The sequence below is a fragment of the Burkholderia sp. Bp8986 genome, assembly GCF_003854225.1.
Classification (GTDB): domain Bacteria; phylum Pseudomonadota; class Gammaproteobacteria; order Burkholderiales; family Burkholderiaceae; genus Burkholderia.
The window spans coordinates 70739-90466 of record NZ_QTQM01000027.1; the positions used below are offsets into that span (position 1 = coordinate 70739).

21 protein-coding genes are annotated in these 19728 nt (G+C 68.0%); 6 read left to right on the plus strand and 15 right to left on the minus strand.

The window, feature by feature from the left end; genetic code table 11:
- Window positions 1–29 precede the first annotated feature (29 nt).
- The 9 genes from DID99_RS23010 to DID99_RS23050 form a co-directional block, all read right to left on the minus strand.
- A complete protein-coding gene (locus DID99_RS23010; protein ID WP_124486465.1) occupies window positions 30–971 on the minus strand; it encodes a transposase in 942 nt (313 codons plus the stop codon).
- A gap of 227 nt (window positions 972–1198) precedes the next feature.
- Window positions 1199–1552: a hypothetical protein gene (locus DID99_RS23015; RefSeq protein ID WP_185640889.1), complete on the minus strand. Its 354-nt coding sequence runs from the start codon at window positions 1550–1552 to the stop codon at window positions 1199–1201.
- Between the two features lie 151 nt (window positions 1553–1703).
- Window positions 1704–2285: a DUF3501 family protein gene (locus DID99_RS23020; RefSeq protein ID WP_124486466.1), complete on the minus strand. Its 582-nt coding sequence runs from the start codon at window positions 2283–2285 to the stop codon at window positions 1704–1706.
- Window positions 2286–2329: 44 nt separating this feature from the next.
- Entirely contained in the window at window positions 2330–3667 is a 1338-nt protein-coding gene (locus DID99_RS23025) for a heterodisulfide reductase-related iron-sulfur binding cluster (protein WP_124646463.1), read from the minus strand.
- Between the two features lie 125 nt (window positions 3668–3792).
- A complete protein-coding gene (locus DID99_RS23030) occupies window positions 3793–4215 on the minus strand; it encodes a rubrerythrin family protein (protein WP_040140994.1) in 423 nt (140 codons plus the stop codon).
- Between the two features lie 244 nt (window positions 4216–4459).
- Window positions 4460–5728, minus strand: coding sequence for an RNA polymerase sigma factor (locus tag DID99_RS23035; protein WP_124522626.1), 1269 nt, complete (start codon window positions 5726–5728; stop codon window positions 4460–4462).
- On the minus strand, window positions 5725–6141 hold the full coding sequence (locus tag DID99_RS23040; RefSeq protein WP_124486469.1) for a VOC family protein: 417 nt from the start codon (window positions 6139–6141) through the stop codon (window positions 5725–5727). Before DID99_RS23040 ends, DID99_RS23035 begins: the two co-directional genes overlap by 4 nt.
- A 35-nt stretch (window positions 6142–6176) precedes the next feature.
- Entirely contained in the window at window positions 6177–6596 is a 420-nt protein-coding gene (locus DID99_RS23045) for a YciI family protein (RefSeq protein ID WP_044846609.1), read from the minus strand.
- 125 nt (window positions 6597–6721) lie between these two features.
- Window positions 6722–7075, minus strand: a complete 354-nt coding sequence (locus DID99_RS23050; RefSeq protein ID WP_044846610.1) for a YciI family protein — start codon at window positions 7073–7075, stop codon at window positions 6722–6724.
- A gap of 209 nt (window positions 7076–7284) precedes the next feature.
- Here DID99_RS23050 and DID99_RS23055 point away from each other — a divergent pair, with 209 nt between their 5' ends.
- The 4 genes from DID99_RS23055 to DID99_RS23070 all read left to right on the plus strand — a co-directional run bounded on the left by DID99_RS23055 (window position 7285) and on the right by DID99_RS23070 (window position 11828).
- Window positions 7285–9183, plus strand: a complete 1899-nt coding sequence (locus DID99_RS23055; protein ID WP_124667580.1) for an ExeM/NucH family extracellular endonuclease — start codon at window positions 7285–7287, stop codon at window positions 9181–9183.
- A gap of 338 nt (window positions 9184–9521) precedes the next feature.
- Window positions 9522–9908 (plus strand): YqjD family protein, encoded by a 387-nt coding sequence (locus DID99_RS23060; RefSeq protein WP_044846611.1) that lies wholly within the window; start codon window positions 9522–9524, stop codon window positions 9906–9908.
- Window positions 9909–9959: 51 nt separating this feature from the next.
- Window positions 9960–10544: a YSC84-related protein gene (locus DID99_RS23065; RefSeq protein WP_124486471.1), complete on the plus strand. Its 585-nt coding sequence runs from the start codon at window positions 9960–9962 to the stop codon at window positions 10542–10544.
- 231 nt (window positions 10545–10775) lie between these two features.
- Window positions 10776–11828, plus strand: coding sequence for an AI-2E family transporter (locus DID99_RS23070; RefSeq protein WP_044846613.1), 1053 nt, complete (start codon window positions 10776–10778; stop codon window positions 11826–11828).
- Window positions 11829–11837: 9 nt separating this feature from the next.
- Here the strand turns inward: DID99_RS23070 and DID99_RS23075 are convergent, their stop codons facing one another.
- From DID99_RS23075 to DID99_RS23105, 6 genes are all read right to left on the minus strand, one after another.
- On the minus strand, window positions 11838–12341 hold the full coding sequence (locus DID99_RS23075; protein ID WP_124646461.1) for a thioesterase: 504 nt from the start codon (window positions 12339–12341) through the stop codon (window positions 11838–11840).
- A gap of 172 nt (window positions 12342–12513) precedes the next feature.
- On the minus strand, window positions 12514–13530 hold the full coding sequence (locus DID99_RS23080) for an NADP-dependent oxidoreductase (protein ID WP_044846614.1): 1017 nt from the start codon (window positions 13528–13530) through the stop codon (window positions 12514–12516).
- 34 nt (window positions 13531–13564) lie between these two features.
- A complete protein-coding gene (locus DID99_RS23085; protein WP_124486474.1) occupies window positions 13565–14353 on the minus strand; it encodes an SDR family oxidoreductase in 789 nt (262 codons plus the stop codon).
- 446 nt (window positions 14354–14799) lie between these two features.
- Window positions 14800–15387, minus strand: coding sequence for a phosphatase PAP2 family protein (locus tag DID99_RS23095; RefSeq protein ID WP_124522618.1), 588 nt, complete (start codon window positions 15385–15387; stop codon window positions 14800–14802).
- Window positions 15388–15467: 80 nt separating this feature from the next.
- Complete coding sequence (locus DID99_RS23100; RefSeq protein ID WP_124667581.1) at window positions 15468–16784, minus strand: Nramp family divalent metal transporter; 1317 nt, start codon at window positions 16782–16784, stop codon at window positions 15468–15470.
- Entirely contained in the window at window positions 16733–17806 is a 1074-nt protein-coding gene (locus DID99_RS23105; protein ID WP_124486478.1) for a helix-turn-helix domain-containing protein, read from the minus strand. Before DID99_RS23105 ends, DID99_RS23100 begins: the two co-directional genes overlap by 52 nt.
- A 479-nt stretch (window positions 17807–18285) precedes the next feature.
- Between DID99_RS23105 and DID99_RS23110 the strand changes: the two genes are divergently transcribed.
- Window positions 18286–19206, plus strand: a complete 921-nt coding sequence (locus DID99_RS23110) for a LysR family transcriptional regulator (RefSeq protein WP_124646459.1) — start codon at window positions 18286–18288, stop codon at window positions 19204–19206.
- A gap of 118 nt (window positions 19207–19324) precedes the next feature.
- Window positions 19325–19726 carry an OsmC family protein gene (locus DID99_RS23115; RefSeq protein ID WP_124646458.1) on the plus strand — a complete coding sequence of 134 codons (402 nt, stop codon included), beginning with the start codon at window positions 19325–19327 and terminating at the stop codon, window positions 19724–19726.
- Window positions 19727–19728 lie beyond the last annotated feature (2 nt).

The following is a 19728-nucleotide window of genomic DNA, read 5'->3' on the forward strand; positions in this document are numbered from 1 at the left end:
CGCGCGTTTTCTTTTCGTGCGGACGACGATCAACCTACACGGTACGCGTATTCGCGGCGGTCCGACTGCACCGAGTCGTTGCGGCTCTCGGACAGCGCGCCCGCGCGACGCTCGGCGATGAAGCGCTTGATGTCCGACTCGGCCCGCGCCAGCGCGGACAGGCCGGCCAGCACCTCGCTTTGCGGCGCACGCACCGGTTCGTCGCTCGCACCGTGGCGATCGATCCACTGACGCGCCCAGTCGAGCGCGTACTGCTCGGCTTCCTCCGCATCGGTGAAGCGCGGGCCGATCAGGCCCGAGCGCTCGACGCGCCGATCGTCCTGCATGATCTCGGCCCACGCGCGATACATCAGGTTCTGCACCGGCTGCGCGCTGCCGCAGATCGTATAGCCGCGGTATTCATCGACTTGCGGCTCGGCCGCGGCAAAGCTCGCGGCGGACGGACGCCCGTGGCGCAGCCCCGCGGGCTGCGCGCCCGGGACCGCGAACGACGCTCCGGACGACGCGTGCGCGGCGTCGTTCGGCATCGCGGACAGCGTCGCGCCCTCGCCATCCCAAACGTTTGCGTGCGCGACCGGCAGTTGCCACGACTCGGGGTTCTGCCAGAACACGCCGCGCAGACGATCGTTGTCGGGCGCCGGCTCCGCACGGCATGCCGGCGCGACCGGCGCCGGCGGCGGCGGCACATACGCGAACGTGCGCCCGCTGAACTGGGTCAGCACGTCGATCATCTGCAGCAACGTGCCGTTCGCGAGCCACTCCTCGTAGCGGCGGCGGCACGTCGGCCCGGACGGATAGCGCCCGGGCAGTTTGGACCACGCTTCACCGGTCGTCAGGATCCAGAGGACCGCGTTGGCGACGACGCGCGGTTCCGCGCGTGGACGGCCTCGACGGTTCAGCCGAATCGGCTCGTCGGCGATCAGCGTTGAAAGACGAAACCACTCTTCATCGTTAAGCTCATCGAAGAACATAGTTGTTTCTCCACACAGCCAGGCCGGGGCTGCGATTGTCGGCGCCGCCGTCACGCATCGCGTCACGGGGCGGCCCGGTTGCACATTATGGTTATCCGCTTGTTGTGCATGCCGGCGCGACACCGCACTTTCACGGTGCCGCCATTCCCGGCAATGGCGCACAAATCACGGTCTCACTCCAATGTGGGAATTTTTGTGCACGAAGCATACCATCCTCAGGGTTTATCTCAATATGACAATGACTTAATGTTACGCACTGAAACAACCTGCCATGGATGCGCAATCCATTTACCGTTGAATTTTTTTACGCGATCGTTATGCGCAACGCTGGGAAGCCCCGTCTGGCGGGGCTCTGCGGGGTGCGGCCGCACCCCGCCCGGCAAGCGATCCGCCATGTTCCGACCCTTGCCGGCAACCACCCCGCGAATGCCCGGCCAAAATCGGTAAATCAGGGAAAATTTCGTAACAAGATATTCACGGATCGGTAAATCATTCAAATTGCCTTGAACCGAAATTTCTCCGTGCACAATCTTCTTATTGTTTCTCGGCGAGTAATGAAAGCGATCGGACAGGCGATGCACATTGTTTCCCGGCATGCAAGCGTGGACGGGCCTGTTACATCTTCGGCGGTAATGGGCAGGCGACAGCGGCGGGCGCGACGGTCGGGCGCCGCGTTTCGCGGCCGGACGACGTGCGATCCGCGCGATATGGAGCGCGGCGCCCGGCCGCGCGTCAGCGCAGATCGCCGGCCAGCGACGCGGCCACGTCCGCCGCGATGCGTTGCGGCGACACCGTATAGGCCGGGTGATCGCAGCCGATCGACAGCGTCGCGCCGTCCTTGAGCGCCGCGCGCATCGGCCCGCTCAGTTCGAAGCGCACGAAATGCACGGCCGAGGTCTTCTCCGCGTTGTCGCGGTCGAGATCCTCGTCGGCGATCGCATAGACGTCAGGGTGCCCGTCGACCCGCAGGTACACGCGATCCTCGACGCCGATCAGCCGCGCGAGCGCCGCGCGCCGCTCGGCTTCGTGCTCGTATTCGATCTGCAGCGTCGCCTTCAGGTTGGTGCCGTCGGGCACGAGCGGCAGATAGGCTTCCAGTTCGCCTTCGATGCCGGCCTCGTCGAAGATCTTCTCGATGTGCAGCATTTCCTGGATCTGGTAGCGGATCGTGGTCTCGTCCTCGAACAGGAGGCGCAGATGGTTGCCGAGCGCCACCGCGCGGCGGCGCTTGTGCGCGACGAGCCGCGCATGTTCGGTCTTGCGGATCTTCGCGTACGCTTCGAGCGTCAGCAGCGAGTCGCGGGTGAGCGTCATGGGATGTCCTCGGATAGCGTCGATGTCGTCGTGAAGCGGCCGGTTCAGATGCCGTACGCGCGGCGCAGCAGCGTCAGCGGATGCGCGAGCGGCGCGGCCGGCAACCCTTTCTCGTCGATGCCCTGCACGATGTGATGGCCGGCGAGCGCGCAGTCCGACGACACGAAATCCGGCTTCGGCTCGGCCATCGCCTTGAACACCGGCGCGCCGATCCGCATCGCGTCCGCATGGAAGGCCTTCTTCACGCCGAACGTGCCCGCGTGCCCGGAACAGCGCTCGACGACGTTCACGCGCGTATCCGGCACGAGCGACAGCGTGTCGGCCGTCTTGCGGCCGATGTTCTGCACGCGCGCGTGGCACGGCACGTGATACGACACGGTGCCGAGGCCCTGCTTGAAATCGGTCTTCAGCAACCCGTCGCGATGCCGCGCGATCACGTACTCGAACGGATCCCAGAATGCATCGGCCACCGCGCGCACGGCTTCGTCGCCGGGGAACATCAGCGGCAGTTCGCTCTTGTACATCAGCACGCAGCTCGGGATCGCGCCGATCAGCGCATAGCCTTCGCGCGCATAGCGCTCCAGCACCGGCATGTTCACGGCCTTCTTCGCGGCGACGCCCGCGAGATTGCCCTGCTCGAGCAGCGGCATCCCGCAGCACGCTTCGCGCGTGACGAGCTCGTACGGGATCTCGTTGTGCGCGAGGATCGCGAGCAGGTCGTGGCCGATGCCCGGCTCGTTGAAGTTCACGTAGCACGTCGCGTAGATCGCGACCTTGCCGGGCGTGCGTTCGCCGTCGCGAACCGGCGGGCCGTCCGAGCGCTTCGCCGCGCGCCGGAACTTGCGCGGCGCGAACTCCGGCAGCCATGCGTTGCGATCGACGCCGAGCGCCGCTTCGAGCGCGTGGCGCGCGGGCTGCGTGCGATTGACCGCGTTCACCGTCTGCGTGACGATCGGAATGCCCGCGAAATGGCCAAGCGCGTCGGTGTTCGACAGCACCTTGTCGCGCAGCGGCGCCTCGCCGCGCTTGTAGCGCGCGGCCTTGCCGCGCAGCATCAGGTGCGGGAAGTCGACGTTCCATGCATGCGGCGGCACGTACGGGCATTTCGTCATGTAGCAGAGGTCGCACAGGTAGCACTGGTCGACGACCTTGCCGAACGCGTCCTTCGGCACTTCCTCGATGTCGCCCGTCGGCGTGTCGTCGACGAGATCGAACAGCGCGGGAAACGCGCCGCACAGCGACACGCAGCGCCGGCAACCGGCGCAGATGTCGAACACGCGCGTCATTTCCGCATCGATCGCGGCCTGGTCGTAGAACGCTTCGGACTGCCAGTCGAGCGGATGCCGGGTCGGGGCTTCGAGACTGCCTTCCTTGTGGGGCATGAGGCGCTCCAGCGTGGCGCGCATGCGCGCGAACGCGCCGCCCGCGCGGCGCGGGCGGCGATCAACGCACGGCCGGCCGCGGGACCTGCCCGGCCGGGCCGTGCGGCCTCGGGGCGACGCCCGCGTCAGTCGACGAGTGCGTCCAGCGCTTTCGTATAGCGGTTCGCGTGGCTGCGTTCGGCCTTCGCGAGCGTCTCGAACCAGTTCGCGATTTCGTCGAAGCCTTCTTCGCGCGCCGTCTTCGCCATGCCCGGATACATGTCGGTGTACTCGTGCGTCTCGCCGGCGATCGCCGATTCGAGGTTCAGCCGCGACGAGCCGAACGGCAGACCCGTCGCCGGATCGCCGACTGCTTCGAGGTATTCGAGGTGACCGTGCGCATGGCCCGTTTCGCCTTCGGCAGTCGAGCGGAACAGCGCGGCGACGTCGTTCTGGCCTTCGACGTCGGCCTTCGAAGCGAAATACAGATAACGCCGGTTCGCTTGCGATTCGCCCGCGAATGCGGCCTTCAGATTCTCTTCGGTCTTGCTGCCCTTGAGTTGAGCCATGTGCGCCTCCGTTCGAGTCGGCGCGGCCGCGTGCGAAGCCGGGCCGATGATGGATATGGGGAACGATGCGTGCGCCGGACACGCACGCTTCGTGCCTTTTAATCTAGGCGCTGGCGTTCGCATCCCCCAATAGGCTTTTTCAATCCGTCCGATAGCGGGGAGCGGGAATGAGGGACGGGTGGAGGCGGGGCGCTGGCGTCCGATGCGACGCGCGGTGTACGCACACCGGCGTCGCCCGTCTGCGTCACGCATCCGTCGCGCGCTTCAACAGCAATTCCCTTTCGCGCTCGTTGCGGGTCAATTCCGCCGCGCGGCGGAACTCGACCTTCGCCTCGTCAGCGCGGCCGAGCTTCGCGAGCAGGTCGCCACGCACGCTCGGCAACCAGTGATAGCGTGCGAGCGCCGGATCGTCGCGCAGCACGTCGACGATTTCCAGCGCCGCGGCCGGCCCGAACGCCATCCCCACCGCCACCGCGCGGTTCAGCTCGACGACCGGTGACGGCGCGACTTCGGCGAGCGCGTCGTACAGCGCGACGATCTGCGCCCAGTCCGTATCCGACGCGTGCCGCGCGCGTGCATGACACGCCGCCAGCGCGGCCTGCAGCGCATACGGGCCTCGCACGCCGCCGAGCTTCGTCGCCCGCTCGAGCGCCGCGAGGCCGCGCCGGATCAGCAGCGGATCCCAGCGGCTGCGGTCCTGGTCGAGCAGCAGCACGGGCCGCCCCTGCGCATCGGTCCGCGCATGCATGCGCGACGCCTGCAGTTCCATCAGCGCGACGAGCCCGAGCACTTCGCTTTCGTCCGGCACGAGCCCGGCGAGCACGCGGCCGAGACGCAGCGCCTCGTCGCACAGCGCCGGGCGCGTCCAGTCGTCGCCCGCGGTCGCCGCATGGCCTTCGTTGAACACGAGATAGATCACTTCGAGCACCGACGCGAGCCGCGCGGGCCGCGCGTCGGCGGCCGGCACCTCGAACGGCACGCGCGCCGCCGCGAGCGTGCGCTTCGCGCGCACGATGCGCTGCGCGATCGTCGGCTCGGGCGACAGGAACGCACGCGCGATCTCGCTCGTGGTCAGCCCGCCGAGCAGCCGCAACGTCAGCGCGACGCGCGCATCGGTCGACAGCACCGGATGGCACGACGTGAAGATCAGCCGCAGCAGGTCGTCGCCGATATCGTCGTCGCGCGCGTCGGCGAGCGCCTCCGCGATGTCGGGGACGACGTGCGCCTCGAGCGCGTCCATTTCATGGCCGAGCTGGTCGCGCTTCGCCGCATGCAGCGACTCCTGCCGCACCCGGTCGAGCGCGCGCCGCTTCACGGCCGTCATCAGCCACGCGGCCGGATTGTCGGGCACGCCGTCGACGGGCCAGTGCTCGAGCGCCGCGACGAGCGTGTCCTGCGCCAGTTCCTCGGCCACGCCGACGTCGCGCACCACGCGCGCGGCGCGCGCGATGATCTTGGGCGCCTCGATCCGCCAGACCGCTTCGATCGCACGGTGAGTCGCCTCACGCGTCACGACGCTTGCCCCTGGGCGGACACATCGAGCGGCATGGCCATCAGCTCCCATGCGTGGCCGTCCGGATCGTCGAACCCGTGGCCGTACATGTTCGGATACTCGCGCGGCGCTTGCGGCGCGGACCCGCCGGCCGCGAGCGCCTTCGCGACGATCGCGTCGACCTCGGCGCGGCTGTCGCACGACAGGCACGACAGCGCCTGCACCTGCGTCGCCGGATCGACGATGGTCTTGCCGGTGAAGGTCTGGAAAAACGGCCGCACGAGCAGCATCGCGAAAATCGTGTCGCTGATCTTGATGCAGGCAGCCTGATCGTTGGTATAGGCCGGTACGACTTCGAAACCGAGTGCCTGGTAGAACGTCTTCGAGCGCGGCAGGTCGGCCACGGGCAGGTTGATGAAAACCATCTTGTGCATGACGGGTGCTCCGGTGAGATTGGCTTGGGGTGGAGTCAGGCGTGGCCGTGCCCGACATTGAGTTCGCGGAACCGCTCGACCGCCTCGCTGGGCGTCAGGTCGTCGAGTTCGAACAGCGGCCGCACCTCGATCTCGCAGTCCATCTCCGCACCGAACGGCGCGGGAAACCGGCGCGTCCATTCGAGCGCCTCGTCGCGCGAGCGCACCTGGATCAGCGTATAGCCGGCAATCAGTTCCTTCGTCTCCGCGAACGGGCCGTCGACCACCGTGCCCTTGCCACCTGAGTAGCGCACGCGCCAGCCGCGCGCGCTCGGCCGCAGGCCGTTCGCATCGAGCAGCACGCCGGCCTTGGCCAGCTCCTCGTGATAGACCGTCATCGCCTCGACCAGCCGGTTGTCCGGCAATGCATCGGATTCGCTGACGGCGTTCGCCCGGATCATGATCATGAATCGCATCGTTCACTCCTTGTCATCGGTGGAAAGGGGCGTCCGTTCGTCGGCGCCTTATCCCTACGACGGGCGGCAGACTGCCGGATCGACGTACGGCGCGACGAATCCGGGTTAACACCGAGCCGTGGCCGTCACAGGAAGCACGGGCCGACCGCGCGCACTTCGACCGTGCACCATTGCGCGGCCGGGCACTGGCGCGCGATCGCGATCGCTTCCTCGCGCGTGTCGACGTCGACGATGAAGAACCCGCCGACCATTTCCTTCGCCTCGGCGAACGGGCCGTCGACGAGGCGCGTCTCGCCGTCGCGCACCTGCACACGCGTCGCGCGCTCCGAGCGCTCGAGCGACTCGACGCCGCGCAGCACGCCGCGCGCCTTCAGCGTCTGAGCGAAATCGACCATCCGCGCGTACAGCGCCTGCCCCTCCTCGAGCGTGCGTTCGGCGCGCTGGCCGGTCGGTTCGACAATCAACAGCATGTAGGACATGGAACTCTCCAGTGGGGGGCCGTGCGCAAGAAGCGTTCGGATCGCAGGCCGGAATGACACGTCAGATGCGAAGCGTAACAGCCGCGGGCGGCCCTGCCGTCATCGTTGGCCGTTCGACACTGGCCTGATGGCCAATTCGATCGCAGCACGCGATTTTGCCGTCAAGATGCTTGCCCGAACCTTCGAATTTTCTTCCTGTGGAGCACTCCATGTCACGCCTGCCGCCGCCGCTCGCGCTCGCGCTCGCCGCATCGCTCGCCCCGTTTGCCTCGTTTGCCTCGTTTGCCTCGTTTGCCTCGTTTGCCTCGTTTGCCTCGTTTGCCTCGTTTGCCGCATTTGCCCTTTCAGCGCCGGCCGCCACCGCCGCCGCCACCGCGCCTCCGGTCAGCGCGGGCTGCGGCGGCCCCACGACGGCGATCGCCGACCTCCGGCATTCCGGCGGCCGGTCGCCGCTGGCCGGGCGCACCGCGTCGATCGAAGCGATCGTCACCGCGGCATTCGGCGGCGCCGACGGCTTCGGCGGATTCTTCGTCCAGCAGGCGGATGCGCAGCGGCGCCACCGGCCGGGCGTCCCGGAAGGCCTGTTCGTCTACGCGCCGCACGCGCGTGTCCGCCCGGGCGAACGCGTGCACGTCACCGGCAGGATCGAGCAGAAGTACGGCCGCACGCAACTGGCTCTGTCGGGCCGCGTGGCCGTCTGTGCGCGCGGGCAGACCGTCACGCCGGCCGCGCTCGTGCTGCCGGTCGACAGCGAGTCAGTATTCGCCGCGCATGAAGGCATGCGCGTGCGCTTTCCGCAAACGCTGACCGTCAGCGATACCTACGACCTCGGCCGCTACGGCAGCATCGTGCTCAGCCACGGTCGCCTGTACATGCCGACGCACGTGGTGCCGCCGGCCGACGCCGCCGCGCAGGCGGCGGCCAATGCCCGCAACCGCATCGTGCTCGACGACGGCTCGAGCCGCGTGAACCCCGCGACCGCCCGCTATCCGCCGCCTGCGCTGGGCGCCGCCAACACGCTGCGCGCGGGCTACACGGTGCGCGGCGTCGAAGGTGTGCTCGAGCAGCGCTACGGCACGTGGCGAGTGCAGCCCGTGCCGGCGTCGGCGCCGGTCTTCGACGCCGCATCGAATCCGCGGACCGATGCCCCTCCGCGGCATCCGCAGGCCGGCGTGCGGATCGCGTCGTTCAACGTCTTCAACTATTTCAACGGCGACGGAAGCGGCGGCGGCTTCGACGATCCGGCCAATCGCGGCGCGAAGACGCCCGCCGTCTTCGCCCGCCAGGAAGCGAAGATCGTCGCCGCACTGCACGCACTGCGCGCCGACGTGATCGGCCTGATGGAAATCGCGAACAACGGCCACGGCCCCACGAGCGCCGTGCAGCGTCTCGCGGCGCGGCTCGGCGACGGCTGGCGCGCGGTCGACCCCGGCACGGCGCGACTCGGCCGCGATGCGATCGCGGTCGCGTTGCTGTACGACAGCCGGACGATCGAACCCGTCGGGCGCGCCGCGACCGTCGCGCTCGATAGCCGGAATCGCCCGCCGTTCGCGCAGACGTTCCGACGCATCGGCGGCACCCGCGCATTCACGGTCGCGGTCAATCACCTGAAATCGAAGAACTGCCCGCGGGCGAGCGGCCCGGATCTCGACCAGTCGGACGGTCAGGGCTGCTGGAACGCGACGCGCACGCGTGCGGCCGAACGCATCGCCGCGTGGCTCGCCACGTCGCCGACCGGCGCCCCGGCCGACGGCGTGCTGCTGATCGGCGACCTCAACAGCTACGCGAAGGAAGACCCGCTGCGTGCGCTCGAATCGCGCGGCTACACGAACCTCGTCGCCCGCTTCGCCGGCAACGCCGGCTACAGCTACGTATACCGCGGCGAAGCGGGCAACCTCGACCATGCACTCGCCACGTCGCCGCTCGCCGCGCGCGTGAAGGCCGTGCATGCGTGGCACATCAATGCCGACGAACCGGTCGCACTGCAATCCGTGCCCGATTACAAAACCGCGGCGCAACGGGCGGCCTATTACGCACCCGATGCCTATCGCGCGTCGGATCACGACCCCGTCGTCATCGACCTCGCGCCGGACGAAGGCGCCACCTGAGCCATCGCGGGCACAAACCGTGCTCCATCAAGAGACGGGCGATTAGTGCAATTGCATCAGCATGATGCGTGCAACGGCACTATTTACCTGGCGCATCGGGCGACGCCATATTTACCGGACTTTCACGTCGCGCCAACGGCTTGCTGGTCGCTTCGCCCCAAAGCGCGAAATTTTTTCAACCGCCGCCCCGCCCCATTGCGCGGGGCTTTCCGGGAAATTTGCCGGCGAATTGAAAATTTGTCTCGAAACTCAATTGGCTGATGTGAATCACATTGGTTGCTGGGATTCGTCTTATCTTCAAATTAGCCTGCAAATCAAATCGAAGGAGGATAAACACCATGGCGCTCACCGACTCGATCGAACACAAGCTGGACCGCGGCCTGTCCGACATCCGTCGCACCGGCCGGCGCGTGGGACGCACGACGCGCTCGGCGGCTCGCGACCTGCATGCGGACGTGTCCGACGATCTGCGCGGGCTGGTCGATGAACTGGAAGACCTGCTGAAGAACGACGGCGACGGCGATATCGCCGCGTTGCGCAAGCGCGTGCAGGCGCGGCTCGACGAAGCGCGCAGCACGCTCGACTACGCGTCGGGCACCGCGGTCGCGCGGCTGCGCGATTCGGCCGAACGCGTATCGCAAGCCGTGCACGACAATCCATGGCAGACCGCAGGTGTCGTCGCGGGCCTCGCGTTCGTCGCCGGCCTGCTCCTTTCCCGCCGTTGAACGGGGCGATCACCCCGTCCTTCCTCACCCCGACAACGAAGGAGAAACGCCATGCAGAAGTCCCTCGCCCTGAAAGCCGCCGCCGCCGTCATGCTCGGCAGTCTCGCACTTGCCGGCTGCACCACCACCCCCAACAAACCCGACAACGCATCGGCCAGCGCGTCGAAACGCGAGTCGATCGACGCGAGCGTGAACGCGACGTTGTCGCGCCTCTATTCGACGGTGCCGGGCTCGCGTGAACTCGTCGCGAAATCGCGCGGCGTGCTCGTGTTCCCGAACGTGCTGCAGGCCGGCCTCATCGTTGGCGGCCAGTCCGGCAACGGCGCGCTGCGCGTCGGCGGCAGCACCGTCGGCTACTACAACACGTCGTCGCTGTCGGTCGGCCTGCAGGCCGGTGCGCAATCGAAGGCGATCGTGTTCCTGTTCATGACGCAGGATGCGCTCGACTCGTTCCGCAAGTCCGAAGGCTGGTCGGCCGGCGCCGACGCCTCCGTCGCGGTCGTGAAGATGGGCGCGAACGGCGCGATCGACTCCAACACGGCCACCGCACCGGTCGAGGTGCTGGTGCTGACCAACGCGGGCCTGATGGGCGATCTGTCGGTCAGCGGCACCAAGGTCACCCGGCTCCACATCTGACGATGCGGCACGGCCCCCGGGCCGGTTCGCTTCCCGGCAACGCCGCGGCCCCGGCCGCGGCGTTTTCTCGTGCGCCGCGCGCGGCGGGTATGATGGCGGCACCTTTGCGGGCATACTGCCGATCAGGCCGCCCTGCCGCGCTGCGCCGCGACATCCGTGACGTTCGCGAGCCGATCGCGCCCGAGGCAACGAAATTCAATCAAACCAGGCATCAATCTGCGCGAACCATCCATGGATAGCGGACACGATCACCAAAAATTCTTCTATTTCCTGCTGTTCGCGGTCACCGTCGGACTGTGCTGGATACTCGCGCCGTTCTCCGGCGCCGTCTTCTGGGGCACCATTCTCGCGATCCTGTTCCAGCCAGTGCAGCGCTGGCTCGCCGCGCGCTTCGGCAAGCGGCGCAACCTGGCCGCGCTCGTGACGATGTCGCTGATCATCCTGATCGTGATCCTGCCGCTCGTGTTCGTCATGGCGACGCTCGTGCAGGAAATCGCGTACGTGTACCAGGAACTGAAGAGCGCGCAGCCGAATTATTCGCAGTACTTCCATGACATCATTCATGCGCTGCCGACGTCGATCCAGAACCTGCTGCAGAAATACGGGCTGACCAACATCCCCGGCATCCAGAAGAAGCTGACCGACGGCGCCGCGCAGATCAGCCAGTTCGCGGCGACCCAGGCGCTCAGCATCGGCCAGAACACGTTCCAGTTCGTCGTCAGCTTCGGCGTGATGCTGTACATGGTGTTCTTCCTGCTGCGCGACGGCGGCGAGATCGGCCGCCGCGTGCGCCGCGCGATGCCGCTCGACGAAGAGCACAAGAACCTGCTGCTCGCGAAGTTCACGACGGTTGTGCGCGCAACCGTGAAGGGCAACATCGCGGTCGCGCTCGTGCAGGGCGCGCTCGGCGGCCTGATCTTCTGGATCCTCGGGATCGAGGGCGTCGTGCTGTGGGGCGCGCTGATGGCGTTCCTGTCGCTCCTGCCGGCGATCGGCGCGAGCCTCGTGTGGGTGCCCGCCGCGCTCTACTTCCTCGCGATCGGCGCGATCTGGAAATGCGTGATCCTCGTCGCGTTCTGCGTCGGCGTGATCGGCCTCGTCGACAACCTGCTGCGCCCGATCCTCGTCGGCAAGGACACGAAGATGCCCGACTGGGTCGTGCTGATCTCGACGCTCGGCGGGATGGCGCTGTTCGGCATCAACGGCTTCGTGATCGGGCCGCTCGTCGCCGCGCTGTTCATGGCGAGCTGGGACATCTACGCGCGCGCCGAACAGGGGGAGTGACGCCGCGCGTCACGGATGACGAATCCTGATCACGACGGGCGCCACGGCGCCCGTTTCCATGTCCGGCCCCGCGATCGTCAGCACCCCGCCATACGGCCCGGCACGATGCGCGCGCCCCGCTTCCAGCGGCACGGCTCGATCGTCGCGCGCATCGCGCCAGGTTGCGCGAACCGCCGCGCCCGCAGGCTGCGAAAGCGGCTGGCCGTCCGGCCCCACGAGCGCCAGATGCGCACCGGGCAAGCGCCGGCCATGCGCATCGAAGCGGAGTGCCGCCGCGCTCGCGCTGCCCGACGCCCCGAGCGACGGCGTGTCGAATGTCACGTCGTACCGATCGACGAGCGCGCCGGTGAAGTGCACGATGCCAGCCGCGCCCGCGTGCCCGGCCGCACCGGCGCTCGACACTGCGAGCGCGATACCGATCCCCGCTGCCGCCATCCGCGCCCGGACACCGATGCGCCGCTTCGTTCGATCGCGCGCCGCCGTCGGTGCTGCCCATGTTGTCTTCATCTGCATGTTCCGCCTCCCTTCCCGCTTCTCGCCGCGCAAATGAAAACGGCGGCGTGACGCGCAGGTCACGCCGCCGTTTGCCGGCAATTACTTTAGGGAGAGCGGCCGGAACAATAAATGAGACAAGTCCTAAACTGATACCGGAATATTCGGACTCAATGCGCGCGAGCGCGACGGCTCATGCGTCCGGATCGACGCGCAGCACGAGCTTGCCGCGATGGTCGCCGTCGAACAGGCGGTTCAGCACGTCGGGGGCGTTTTCGAGCCCGTCGGCGACGGTTTCCTCGGCCTTGAGCCGGCCGTCGCGCAGCCATCCCGCGAGCGTCTGCACCGCTTCGCGGCTCTTGCGGTAGTCGAGGATCAGGAAGCCGCGCATCGTGATCCGCTTCGAGATCAGCACGCCGACGTCGTCCGCCGCGCGGCCGCTGTTGTAGTTCGAGATCACGCCGCACAGCGCGACGCGCCCGCCGATCACCATCCGCGACAGCACCGCGCGCATCACCTCGCCGCCGACGTTCTCGAAGTTCACGTGCACGCCGTCCGGCGTCGCCGCCTTCAACTGCTCACGGAAATCGTCGGCCTTGTAGTCGACGGCCGCGTCGAAGCCGAGCGTCTCGGTCAGGTAGCGGCACTTGTCCGCGCCACCCGCGATGCCCACCACGCGCGCGCCGTGGATCTTGCCGATCTGGCCGGCGATCGAGCCGACCGATCCGGCCGCCGCCGACACGACGAGCGTCTCGCCGGGCTGCACCGGCGCGATGTCGGTCAGCCCGTAGTACGCGGTCAGGCCGCTCATCCCGCACGCGCCGAGCAGCGTCGGCAGCGGCAGGCCCGACTGCGCGGGCAGCTTCACGAGTTGCGCGGCCTGGTCGGCCGGCACCCGCGCATAGTCCTGCCAGCCGAGCAACCCCTGCACGAGATCGCCTTGCGCGAACCCCGCGTGGCGCGACGCGACCACGCGCCCGATGCCGAGCGCACGCATCACTTCGCCGATCGCGACGGGCGGCAGGTATTGCGGCACGTCGCTCATCCACACGCGGTTGGTCGGATCCATCGACAGATACAGCACGCGCACGAGCACTTCGCCGTCGGCGAGCGCCGGCACCGGCGTTTCGACGAGCGAAAAATGTTCGCGGCCGACCCGCCCTTCCGGGCGTGTCTTCAGCAGCAGCTGGCGGTTCACGGGTGTCGACACGATGTGCTCCTCCGGTTGTGTTTATCGATGCGCGTCAGACCGCGCACATGCCGCCGTCGATCACGAGTTCGGCGGCCGTCACGAAGCGGCTTTCGTCGGATGCCAGATAGACGGCCGCATGCGCGACGTCGTCCGGTTCGCCGAGCCGGCGCAGTGGAATGCCGCGTGCGAGCTTGCGCGTCGCATCGCGTTCGCCGAGCGACTGGAACAGCGGCTCGACGATCCCCGTGCGAATGAACGCCGGGTGAATCGAGTTGCAGCGCACGTCGAGCTCGCGGCGCGCGCAGTCGATCGCGACCGACTTCGTCAGCGACGCGACCGCAGCCTTCGACGCGTTGTACGCGGTGAAATCCGGCTCGACCTTGAACGCGGCCACCGACGAGATGTTGATGATCGATGCGGGATGGCTCTCGGCCAGATACGACAGCGCATGCTTGCAGCCGAGCACGATGCTCTCGACGTTGACCGCCATCACGCGCCGCCATTCGTCCAGTTCGATCTGCGCGGGCGAGCCGATCGAGCCGACACCCGCGTTGTTGACGAGCACCGACAGCCCGCCCATCGCATCGACCGCCTGCGCGAGCAGCGCTTGCCAGCGCGCTTCGTCGCGGACGTCCTGCGTCGCGGCAAACGCGACCGGCGTCGCGTGGCCCGCGTTGAGTTCGTCGGCGAATGCATCGAGCACCGCCGCGTCGGCAACGTCGGTCAGAAACACGCGCGCGCCCTGCTCGACCATCCGGCGCGCGATCGCGCGGCCGAGGCCGCCGGCGGCGCCCGTGATGTACGCGCACTTGCCTGCGAGGCGCGTGGAAACGATTGTCATGGGACCTGCTCCTGTCATGAGTCGTCGCGGCGGACCGGTGCCGCGACGGCGGTTGCCGTGCGCCGGCCGACGGCCGCGCGGTATGCGCGAGTATAGCGAGCCGGCCGCACCGCGCCGGACGAATCCGGCGGCCGGCCGCTGCCGGCCCCGCTCGAATGAACGCCAGCGTACGCGATTGCCGCCAATCGATGAAATGAATCTTCGTAATGCCCGGTCATAGACATGACTCATGACCTTCGGATCCGCGGGCGACGGGACGGACGGACGGGCACGGCACGGCACGGCACGGCACGGCACGGCCGATCATCGCCGATGTCGGCTCGATAACGACCGGGAAACGGCTTTTGACAATAACCAAGAAGGAATGGGACGGGACTCGGGGGGCCATCGCCGCGGCGACGACCGCATCCGGCACCGGCGCACCGACGCGCGGCAACGAACAGCCGTCAGAACCCGTCGCCGGACGTGCGCATGAACGCGCAGAACTGCGGGGAATGCGTGTCGATCATCTGCTGGAACGGTGCGCGATGCCCGTACGCGATGCCGGACACGAGGAGCAGGCAGACGGCCGCGATGCGCGGCGAGAACGCGCGCTTGTGCGCCCGCCGGTAGGCGCGCAGGAACACCAGCGCGACCAGCGCGCCGAGCAGCCAGCCGACGACGACTTCCGGGACCGTGTGCGAATGGTCGAACACGCGCGCGACGCCCGTCAGCGCGCCGACGACGAGACCGGCCGCCACGCCCGGCTCCTTGCCCGGACGGAATGCCTGCCACAGCATCGACAGCGCGACGGTCCACACGGACGTCGACAGCATCGTATGGCCGCTGATCACGCGAAAATCGAACTGCGGGATCTCGACACCGCAGCCCGCATAGAGAATCTTGGTCGCCCCGACCAGGCTCATGCCGGCCGCGAGCAGCACGATCCAGCGCACCGCGAGCCGCCAGTTGGACAGCGCGAGCCAGACGGCGCAGGTCAGCGCGACCGGCAAGGTCAGCGCGGCATCGCCGATGTTGCTGATTTCACTCCACATGACGGACGTCGAACGGCTGGCAAAAGGCGCAGTTTAACGCAGGCGCGCCACGCGCCTGTTTCAGCCTGTGACAAGCTGTATCAGCCCGCGACACCCGTGATCAGCAGCAGGTTCGTGCCGGTTATGACGGCGAACAGTACCCAGGCGGCGGCCTGCATCCCGCGACCGATCGCATGCTCGCCCATCGTGTTGCGATCGCTGACCGACCGGATCAGCGGCCACATCGCGAACGGCAGCTGCAGGCTCAGCAGCACCTGGCTCCAGACGAGCAGTTGCCCGACCGAGTTTTCGCCGAGCCACAGCACGCCGATCAGCGCGGGCACCAGTGCGAGCCCGCGCGTGATCAGCCGGCGCTGGTAGCACGGGATTTTCGTATGCAGGAAGCCGTCCATGATCACCTGGCCGGCGATCGTGCCGGTCAGCGTCGAGCTTTGCCCCGACGCGAGCAGCGCGATGCCGAACAGCAGCGCGGCCGCGCCGCCCGCGATCGGCGTGATCAGCCGGTACGCCTGTTCGATGTCGGTCACGTCGTGCTGGCCGGTCGCATGGAACGCCGCGCCCGCGACGACCAGGATCGCCGCATTGACGAGCATCGCGACGAACAGCGACACGCAGGTGTCGATGCGCACCAGCGCGAGCGTGTCGCGGATCAGGCCGCGCGCGCCGCCGACGACATGGCGCGTCTGCACGACCGACGAATGCAGATACAGGTTGTGCGGCATGATCGTCGCGCCGACGATGCCGAGCGCGAGCACGATCGCGTCCTTGCGGTCAGGGCCCGGATTGCCCGGCACGAGCCCCTTCGCGACCGCATGCCAGTCGGGCGGCGTGATCGCGACCTGCGCGACGAAGCAGAACGCCATCGTCGCGATCAATCCGAGCACGATCGCCTCGATCTGCCGGACGCCCTTGCCTTGCAACCCGAGCACGATCACCGTATCGAGCGCGGTCAGCACGATCCCCCACGCGAGCGGCACGCCGAGCAGCAGCTTGAACGCGAGCGCGCAGCCGAGCACTTCGGCGATGTCGCACGCGATGATCGACACCTCGGCGGTCACCCACTGCACGATGCGGCCGAAGGTGCCATAGCGGTCGTAGCTGGCCTGCGCGAGATCCTTGCCCGCGACGAGGCCGAGCCGCGCGGCGAGCATCTGCAGGAAGATCGCGGCGAGGCTCGAGAACGCGACGACCCACAGCAGCGAATAGCCGAATTGCGAGCCGGCCTGGATGTCGGTGGCCCAGTTGCCGGGATCCATATAGCCGATCGCGACCAGCAGGCCCGGGCCGAAGAAGCGCTTGAGCTTCATCCAGCGCGACGCGCCGGCGTCGATCGTGATGCTGCCCTTTACTTCCGACGGGCAGAAGGGGGCTGTGGCGGTAGTGGGAAGCAGGGGCATGGAAACCGGGGATCGTGATCGCGACACGGTGATTTTACGTTCATCCGCCCCGCTTTCTCCCGCGCATCGCCGCGCACACCCCGGCTCGCCCGCTCGCCGTCGGCAGTCGCGAGCCGCGGCGCGGGCTGCCGATCGGCCTGCGGGTGCGGCGTCCCGGCACCGTTCGTCAGGATCCGCTCGCGCTCGGCGACGCGAAATTCGGTCGGCGACACCAGCAGGCGCTGGCGAAACAGCTTGGCCAGACGCTCGCCGCTGCCGAAGCCCGTGCGCCGCGCGACCTTGTCGGCCGGCAGCGTCGTGTGGACCAGCATGTGGCAGGCGCGCTCGAGCCGCACGTGCTGCACGAACTCGGTCGGCGTCACGCCGATTTCCTTCTTGAAGCGCCGCAGGAAATTGCGCTCGCTCATCGCGACCGTCTGCGCGACTTCCGCAACCGAAATGCGGTTCGCGCTCTGCGCGCGCAGCCGCTGCACCGACATCCGGATCGACGGGCTCGCGCTCAGTTCGCGAAACGCCCACATCGACTGCGCATAGCGCTGCTCGACCGGCTGCATCAGGTTGCTGGCGATCTCCTGTGCGGCGCTGTCGCCGAGATCGGCGCGGAACATGTCGAGCACGGTCGCGAACACGTCGGCCTCGCCGGCCTGCAGTTCGATCGTGGCCGCCGCACCGCGGGCGCGATCGGTTCGCGCGCGATCGGCTTCCGTCTGCCGCTGCGACGCGGCGAGCGTCGACAGGCCCATCGCATCGACGATCCAGCGCGCATGGCGGCGGATGTCGCTCAGGCGGCGCCGCAACGCATCGTTCCAGTTGATCGACGCGCGCTCACCATGAAGATGAAAGAACGCGTGTGCACGATGGCCATGCTCGTCGCCGAGCGAATCGGCGGCGATCTGCACACCGGACGACGACTGCAGCAAGCCCCCCTTTTCGGATACGTACTTCAGCTGGTAATCCGCATTGAACGCGTTCAGGCGATTCGCCAGGTTGAAGGCCTCGCTCAGACGCGCGGCCTCGGCCAAGGAAAACCCCGTACTCAAATAGATTACGACCCACCTCTGATCTGCTGCTTCCACTGGCCAAGCCCCCGGACTGTTTCGACTTCTTTTAATTGCCGTCGAACTGTCAGGCTTATATTTGGTTTGAACACGTGCGACAGGGACGGCTATCTCGAAATATGAAGCGACGGCATCTTAGCCGAACTAGCCGAACGGGTCGTCTCTTTGTCACGAAATGGCCGACCGGGACAGCATGATGGCGGATTTCTACAGGCTGTCGCCGACCGATGATCTGGCCGCGCGGAAATGCGCGTGCCGACGGGCGGACTCGCATCGTGACGCCTGCCTCGTATCGCGCATCGGCTCCACGCACGCTCGCGTAGCGGGACGATCGTCATCGGCATGCATCGGACGGCATCGGTCGCCTGTACAACGCGCACCCGCGTTCCGTTGTTCGCGCATCCATTAGAATCGCCCCACCGCCCACCACGCCGCCTTCGTCCGTGCCCGCCGACCATCGTCTCGACCTGAACCTGTTCCGCGTGCTCGATGCGGTCTACGTGCACGGCGGCATCGGCGCGGCCGCCCGTGCGCTGCACCTGACGCAGCCGGCCGTCACGCATGCGCTCAACCGGCTGCGCGCGCATTTCGACGACCCGCTGTTCGTGCGCCAGGGCAACCGCGTCGTGCCGACCGAGCGCACGCGCGCGATCATCGCGGACGTGCAGCTTCACCTCGCCGGCCTGCAGCGCGCCGCGCGCGACCCGGCGGCATTCGACCCGGCGACGCTCGACCTGAGCATCGCGGTCGGCATTCGCGACGTGCTCGAATCGATCGCGCTGCCGCAGATCGTCGCCGCATTCGCCGGCGCAGCGCCGGGCCTGCGATTCGTGAGCCGCCGCGTCGCGGTGCACGACATCGAACGCGAACTCGCGTCGGGCAATCTCGATCTGGCTGTCGATCGACGCGTGCAGACCGGCCCGCGCATCGTGACCGAGCACCTGCTCGACGATTCGCTCGTCGTCGCGATGCGGCACGATCATCCGTTGACCGGCGGTCCGCTGCGGCGCGGCGACTATTTCGCCGCGCGGCATGTCGCGGTGTCGTCGCTCGGCGAACCGCAATCGCTCGACGTGCTGCTCGGCAACGACGGGCGCTTCCGTCACATCCAGCTCGTCTGCCAGCATTACTTCGCCGCATGCCAGATCGCCGCGGCGGGCGACCTGCTGCTGACGCTGCCGCGCACGTATGCGCTGCGCATGGCGGCGATGCTGCCGATCGCAGTGCAGCCGCTGCCGCTGCGGCTCAAGCCGTTTCCGCTGCTCGCGTACTGGCACGAGTCGCGCGAGACCGACCGCGCGCACCAGTGGGTGCGCGAACGCGTCGCCACGCTCGTGCGCCGGAGTGCCGGCGTCGCCGGCTGATCCCGGCGAGCCCCGTCGACGCGCGTGGCGCCCGCGTTTTTCCTCGAGACGGTATGCTGACGGCTCGCACGCCGCGCATCGTCGCGGCCGCCTCTTACCCGCTTACCGGAGACTTGCCATGCCGCTCATCCACGCTGCCGCCACCCTCGCCGCCGACGCGCCCGACTACGTCGTCCAGCTGCAGGCCGGCGCGCACGCGCTGACCGGCGACGAAGCGCCGCGCGAAGGCGGACAGGGCCTCGGGCCGGCGCCGTTCGAGTTCGTGCTGGCCGGCCTCGCACAATGCACGGCCGCGACGCTGCGCATGTACATGCAGCGCAAGACGTGGCCGGCCGCGCGCATCGACGTGCGCACCGAACTGCATGCCGATCGTGAAGGGCAGCAATACGTGCGCCGCGTCGTGACGCTCGACGGCCCGCTCGGCGATGCGCAGCGCCAGCGGCTCGCGGAAATCTGCGAGAAGACGCCGGTGACGCTGTTCATCAAGCGCGGCACGCGCATCGAAACGACGCTGAACTGACG

Excerpts from the sequence above, each read along its gene's own strand:
- DID99_RS23055 (WP_124667580.1), top strand. The coding sequence starts at position 7,285 with ATGTCACGCCTGCCGCCGCCGCTCGCGCTCGCGCTCGCCGCATCGCTC.
- DID99_RS23060 (WP_044846611.1), top strand. The coding sequence starts at position 9,522 with ATGGCGCTCACCGACTCGATCGAACACAAGCTGGACCGCGGCCTGTCC.
- DID99_RS23040 (WP_124486469.1), bottom strand. The coding sequence starts at position 6,141 with ATGCACAAGATGGTTTTCATCAACCTGCCCGTGGCCGACCTGCCGCGC.
- DID99_RS23070 (WP_044846613.1), top strand. The coding sequence starts at position 10,776 with ATGGATAGCGGACACGATCACCAAAAATTCTTCTATTTCCTGCTGTTC.
- DID99_RS23025 (WP_124646463.1), bottom strand. The coding sequence starts at position 3,667 with ATGCCCCACAAGGAAGGCAGTCTCGAAGCCCCGACCCGGCATCCGCTC.
- DID99_RS23010 (WP_124486465.1), bottom strand. The coding sequence starts at position 971 with ATGTTCTTCGATGAGCTTAACGATGAAGAGTGGTTTCGTCTTTCAACG.
- DID99_RS23045 (WP_044846609.1), bottom strand. The coding sequence starts at position 6,596 with ATGCGATTCATGATCATGATCCGGGCGAACGCCGTCAGCGAATCCGAT.
- DID99_RS23020 (WP_124486466.1), bottom strand. The coding sequence starts at position 2,285 with ATGACGCTCACCCGCGACTCGCTGCTGACGCTCGAAGCGTACGCGAAG.
- DID99_RS23030 (WP_040140994.1), bottom strand. The coding sequence starts at position 4,215 with ATGGCTCAACTCAAGGGCAGCAAGACCGAAGAGAATCTGAAGGCCGCA.
- DID99_RS23095 (WP_124522618.1), bottom strand. The coding sequence starts at position 15,387 with ATGTGGAGTGAAATCAGCAACATCGGCGATGCCGCGCTGACCTTGCCG.
- DID99_RS23065 (WP_124486471.1), top strand. The coding sequence starts at position 9,960 with ATGCAGAAGTCCCTCGCCCTGAAAGCCGCCGCCGCCGTCATGCTCGGC.
- DID99_RS23100 (WP_124667581.1), bottom strand. The coding sequence starts at position 16,784 with ATGCCCCTGCTTCCCACTACCGCCACAGCCCCCTTCTGCCCGTCGGAA.
- DID99_RS23115 (WP_124646458.1), top strand. The coding sequence starts at position 19,325 with ATGCCGCTCATCCACGCTGCCGCCACCCTCGCCGCCGACGCGCCCGAC.
- DID99_RS23075 (WP_124646461.1), bottom strand. The coding sequence starts at position 12,341 with ATGCAGATGAAGACAACATGGGCAGCACCGACGGCGGCGCGCGATCGA.
- DID99_RS23085 (WP_124486474.1), bottom strand. The coding sequence starts at position 14,353 with ATGACAATCGTTTCCACGCGCCTCGCAGGCAAGTGCGCGTACATCACG.
- DID99_RS23050 (WP_044846610.1), bottom strand. The coding sequence starts at position 7,075 with ATGTCCTACATGCTGTTGATTGTCGAACCGACCGGCCAGCGCGCCGAA.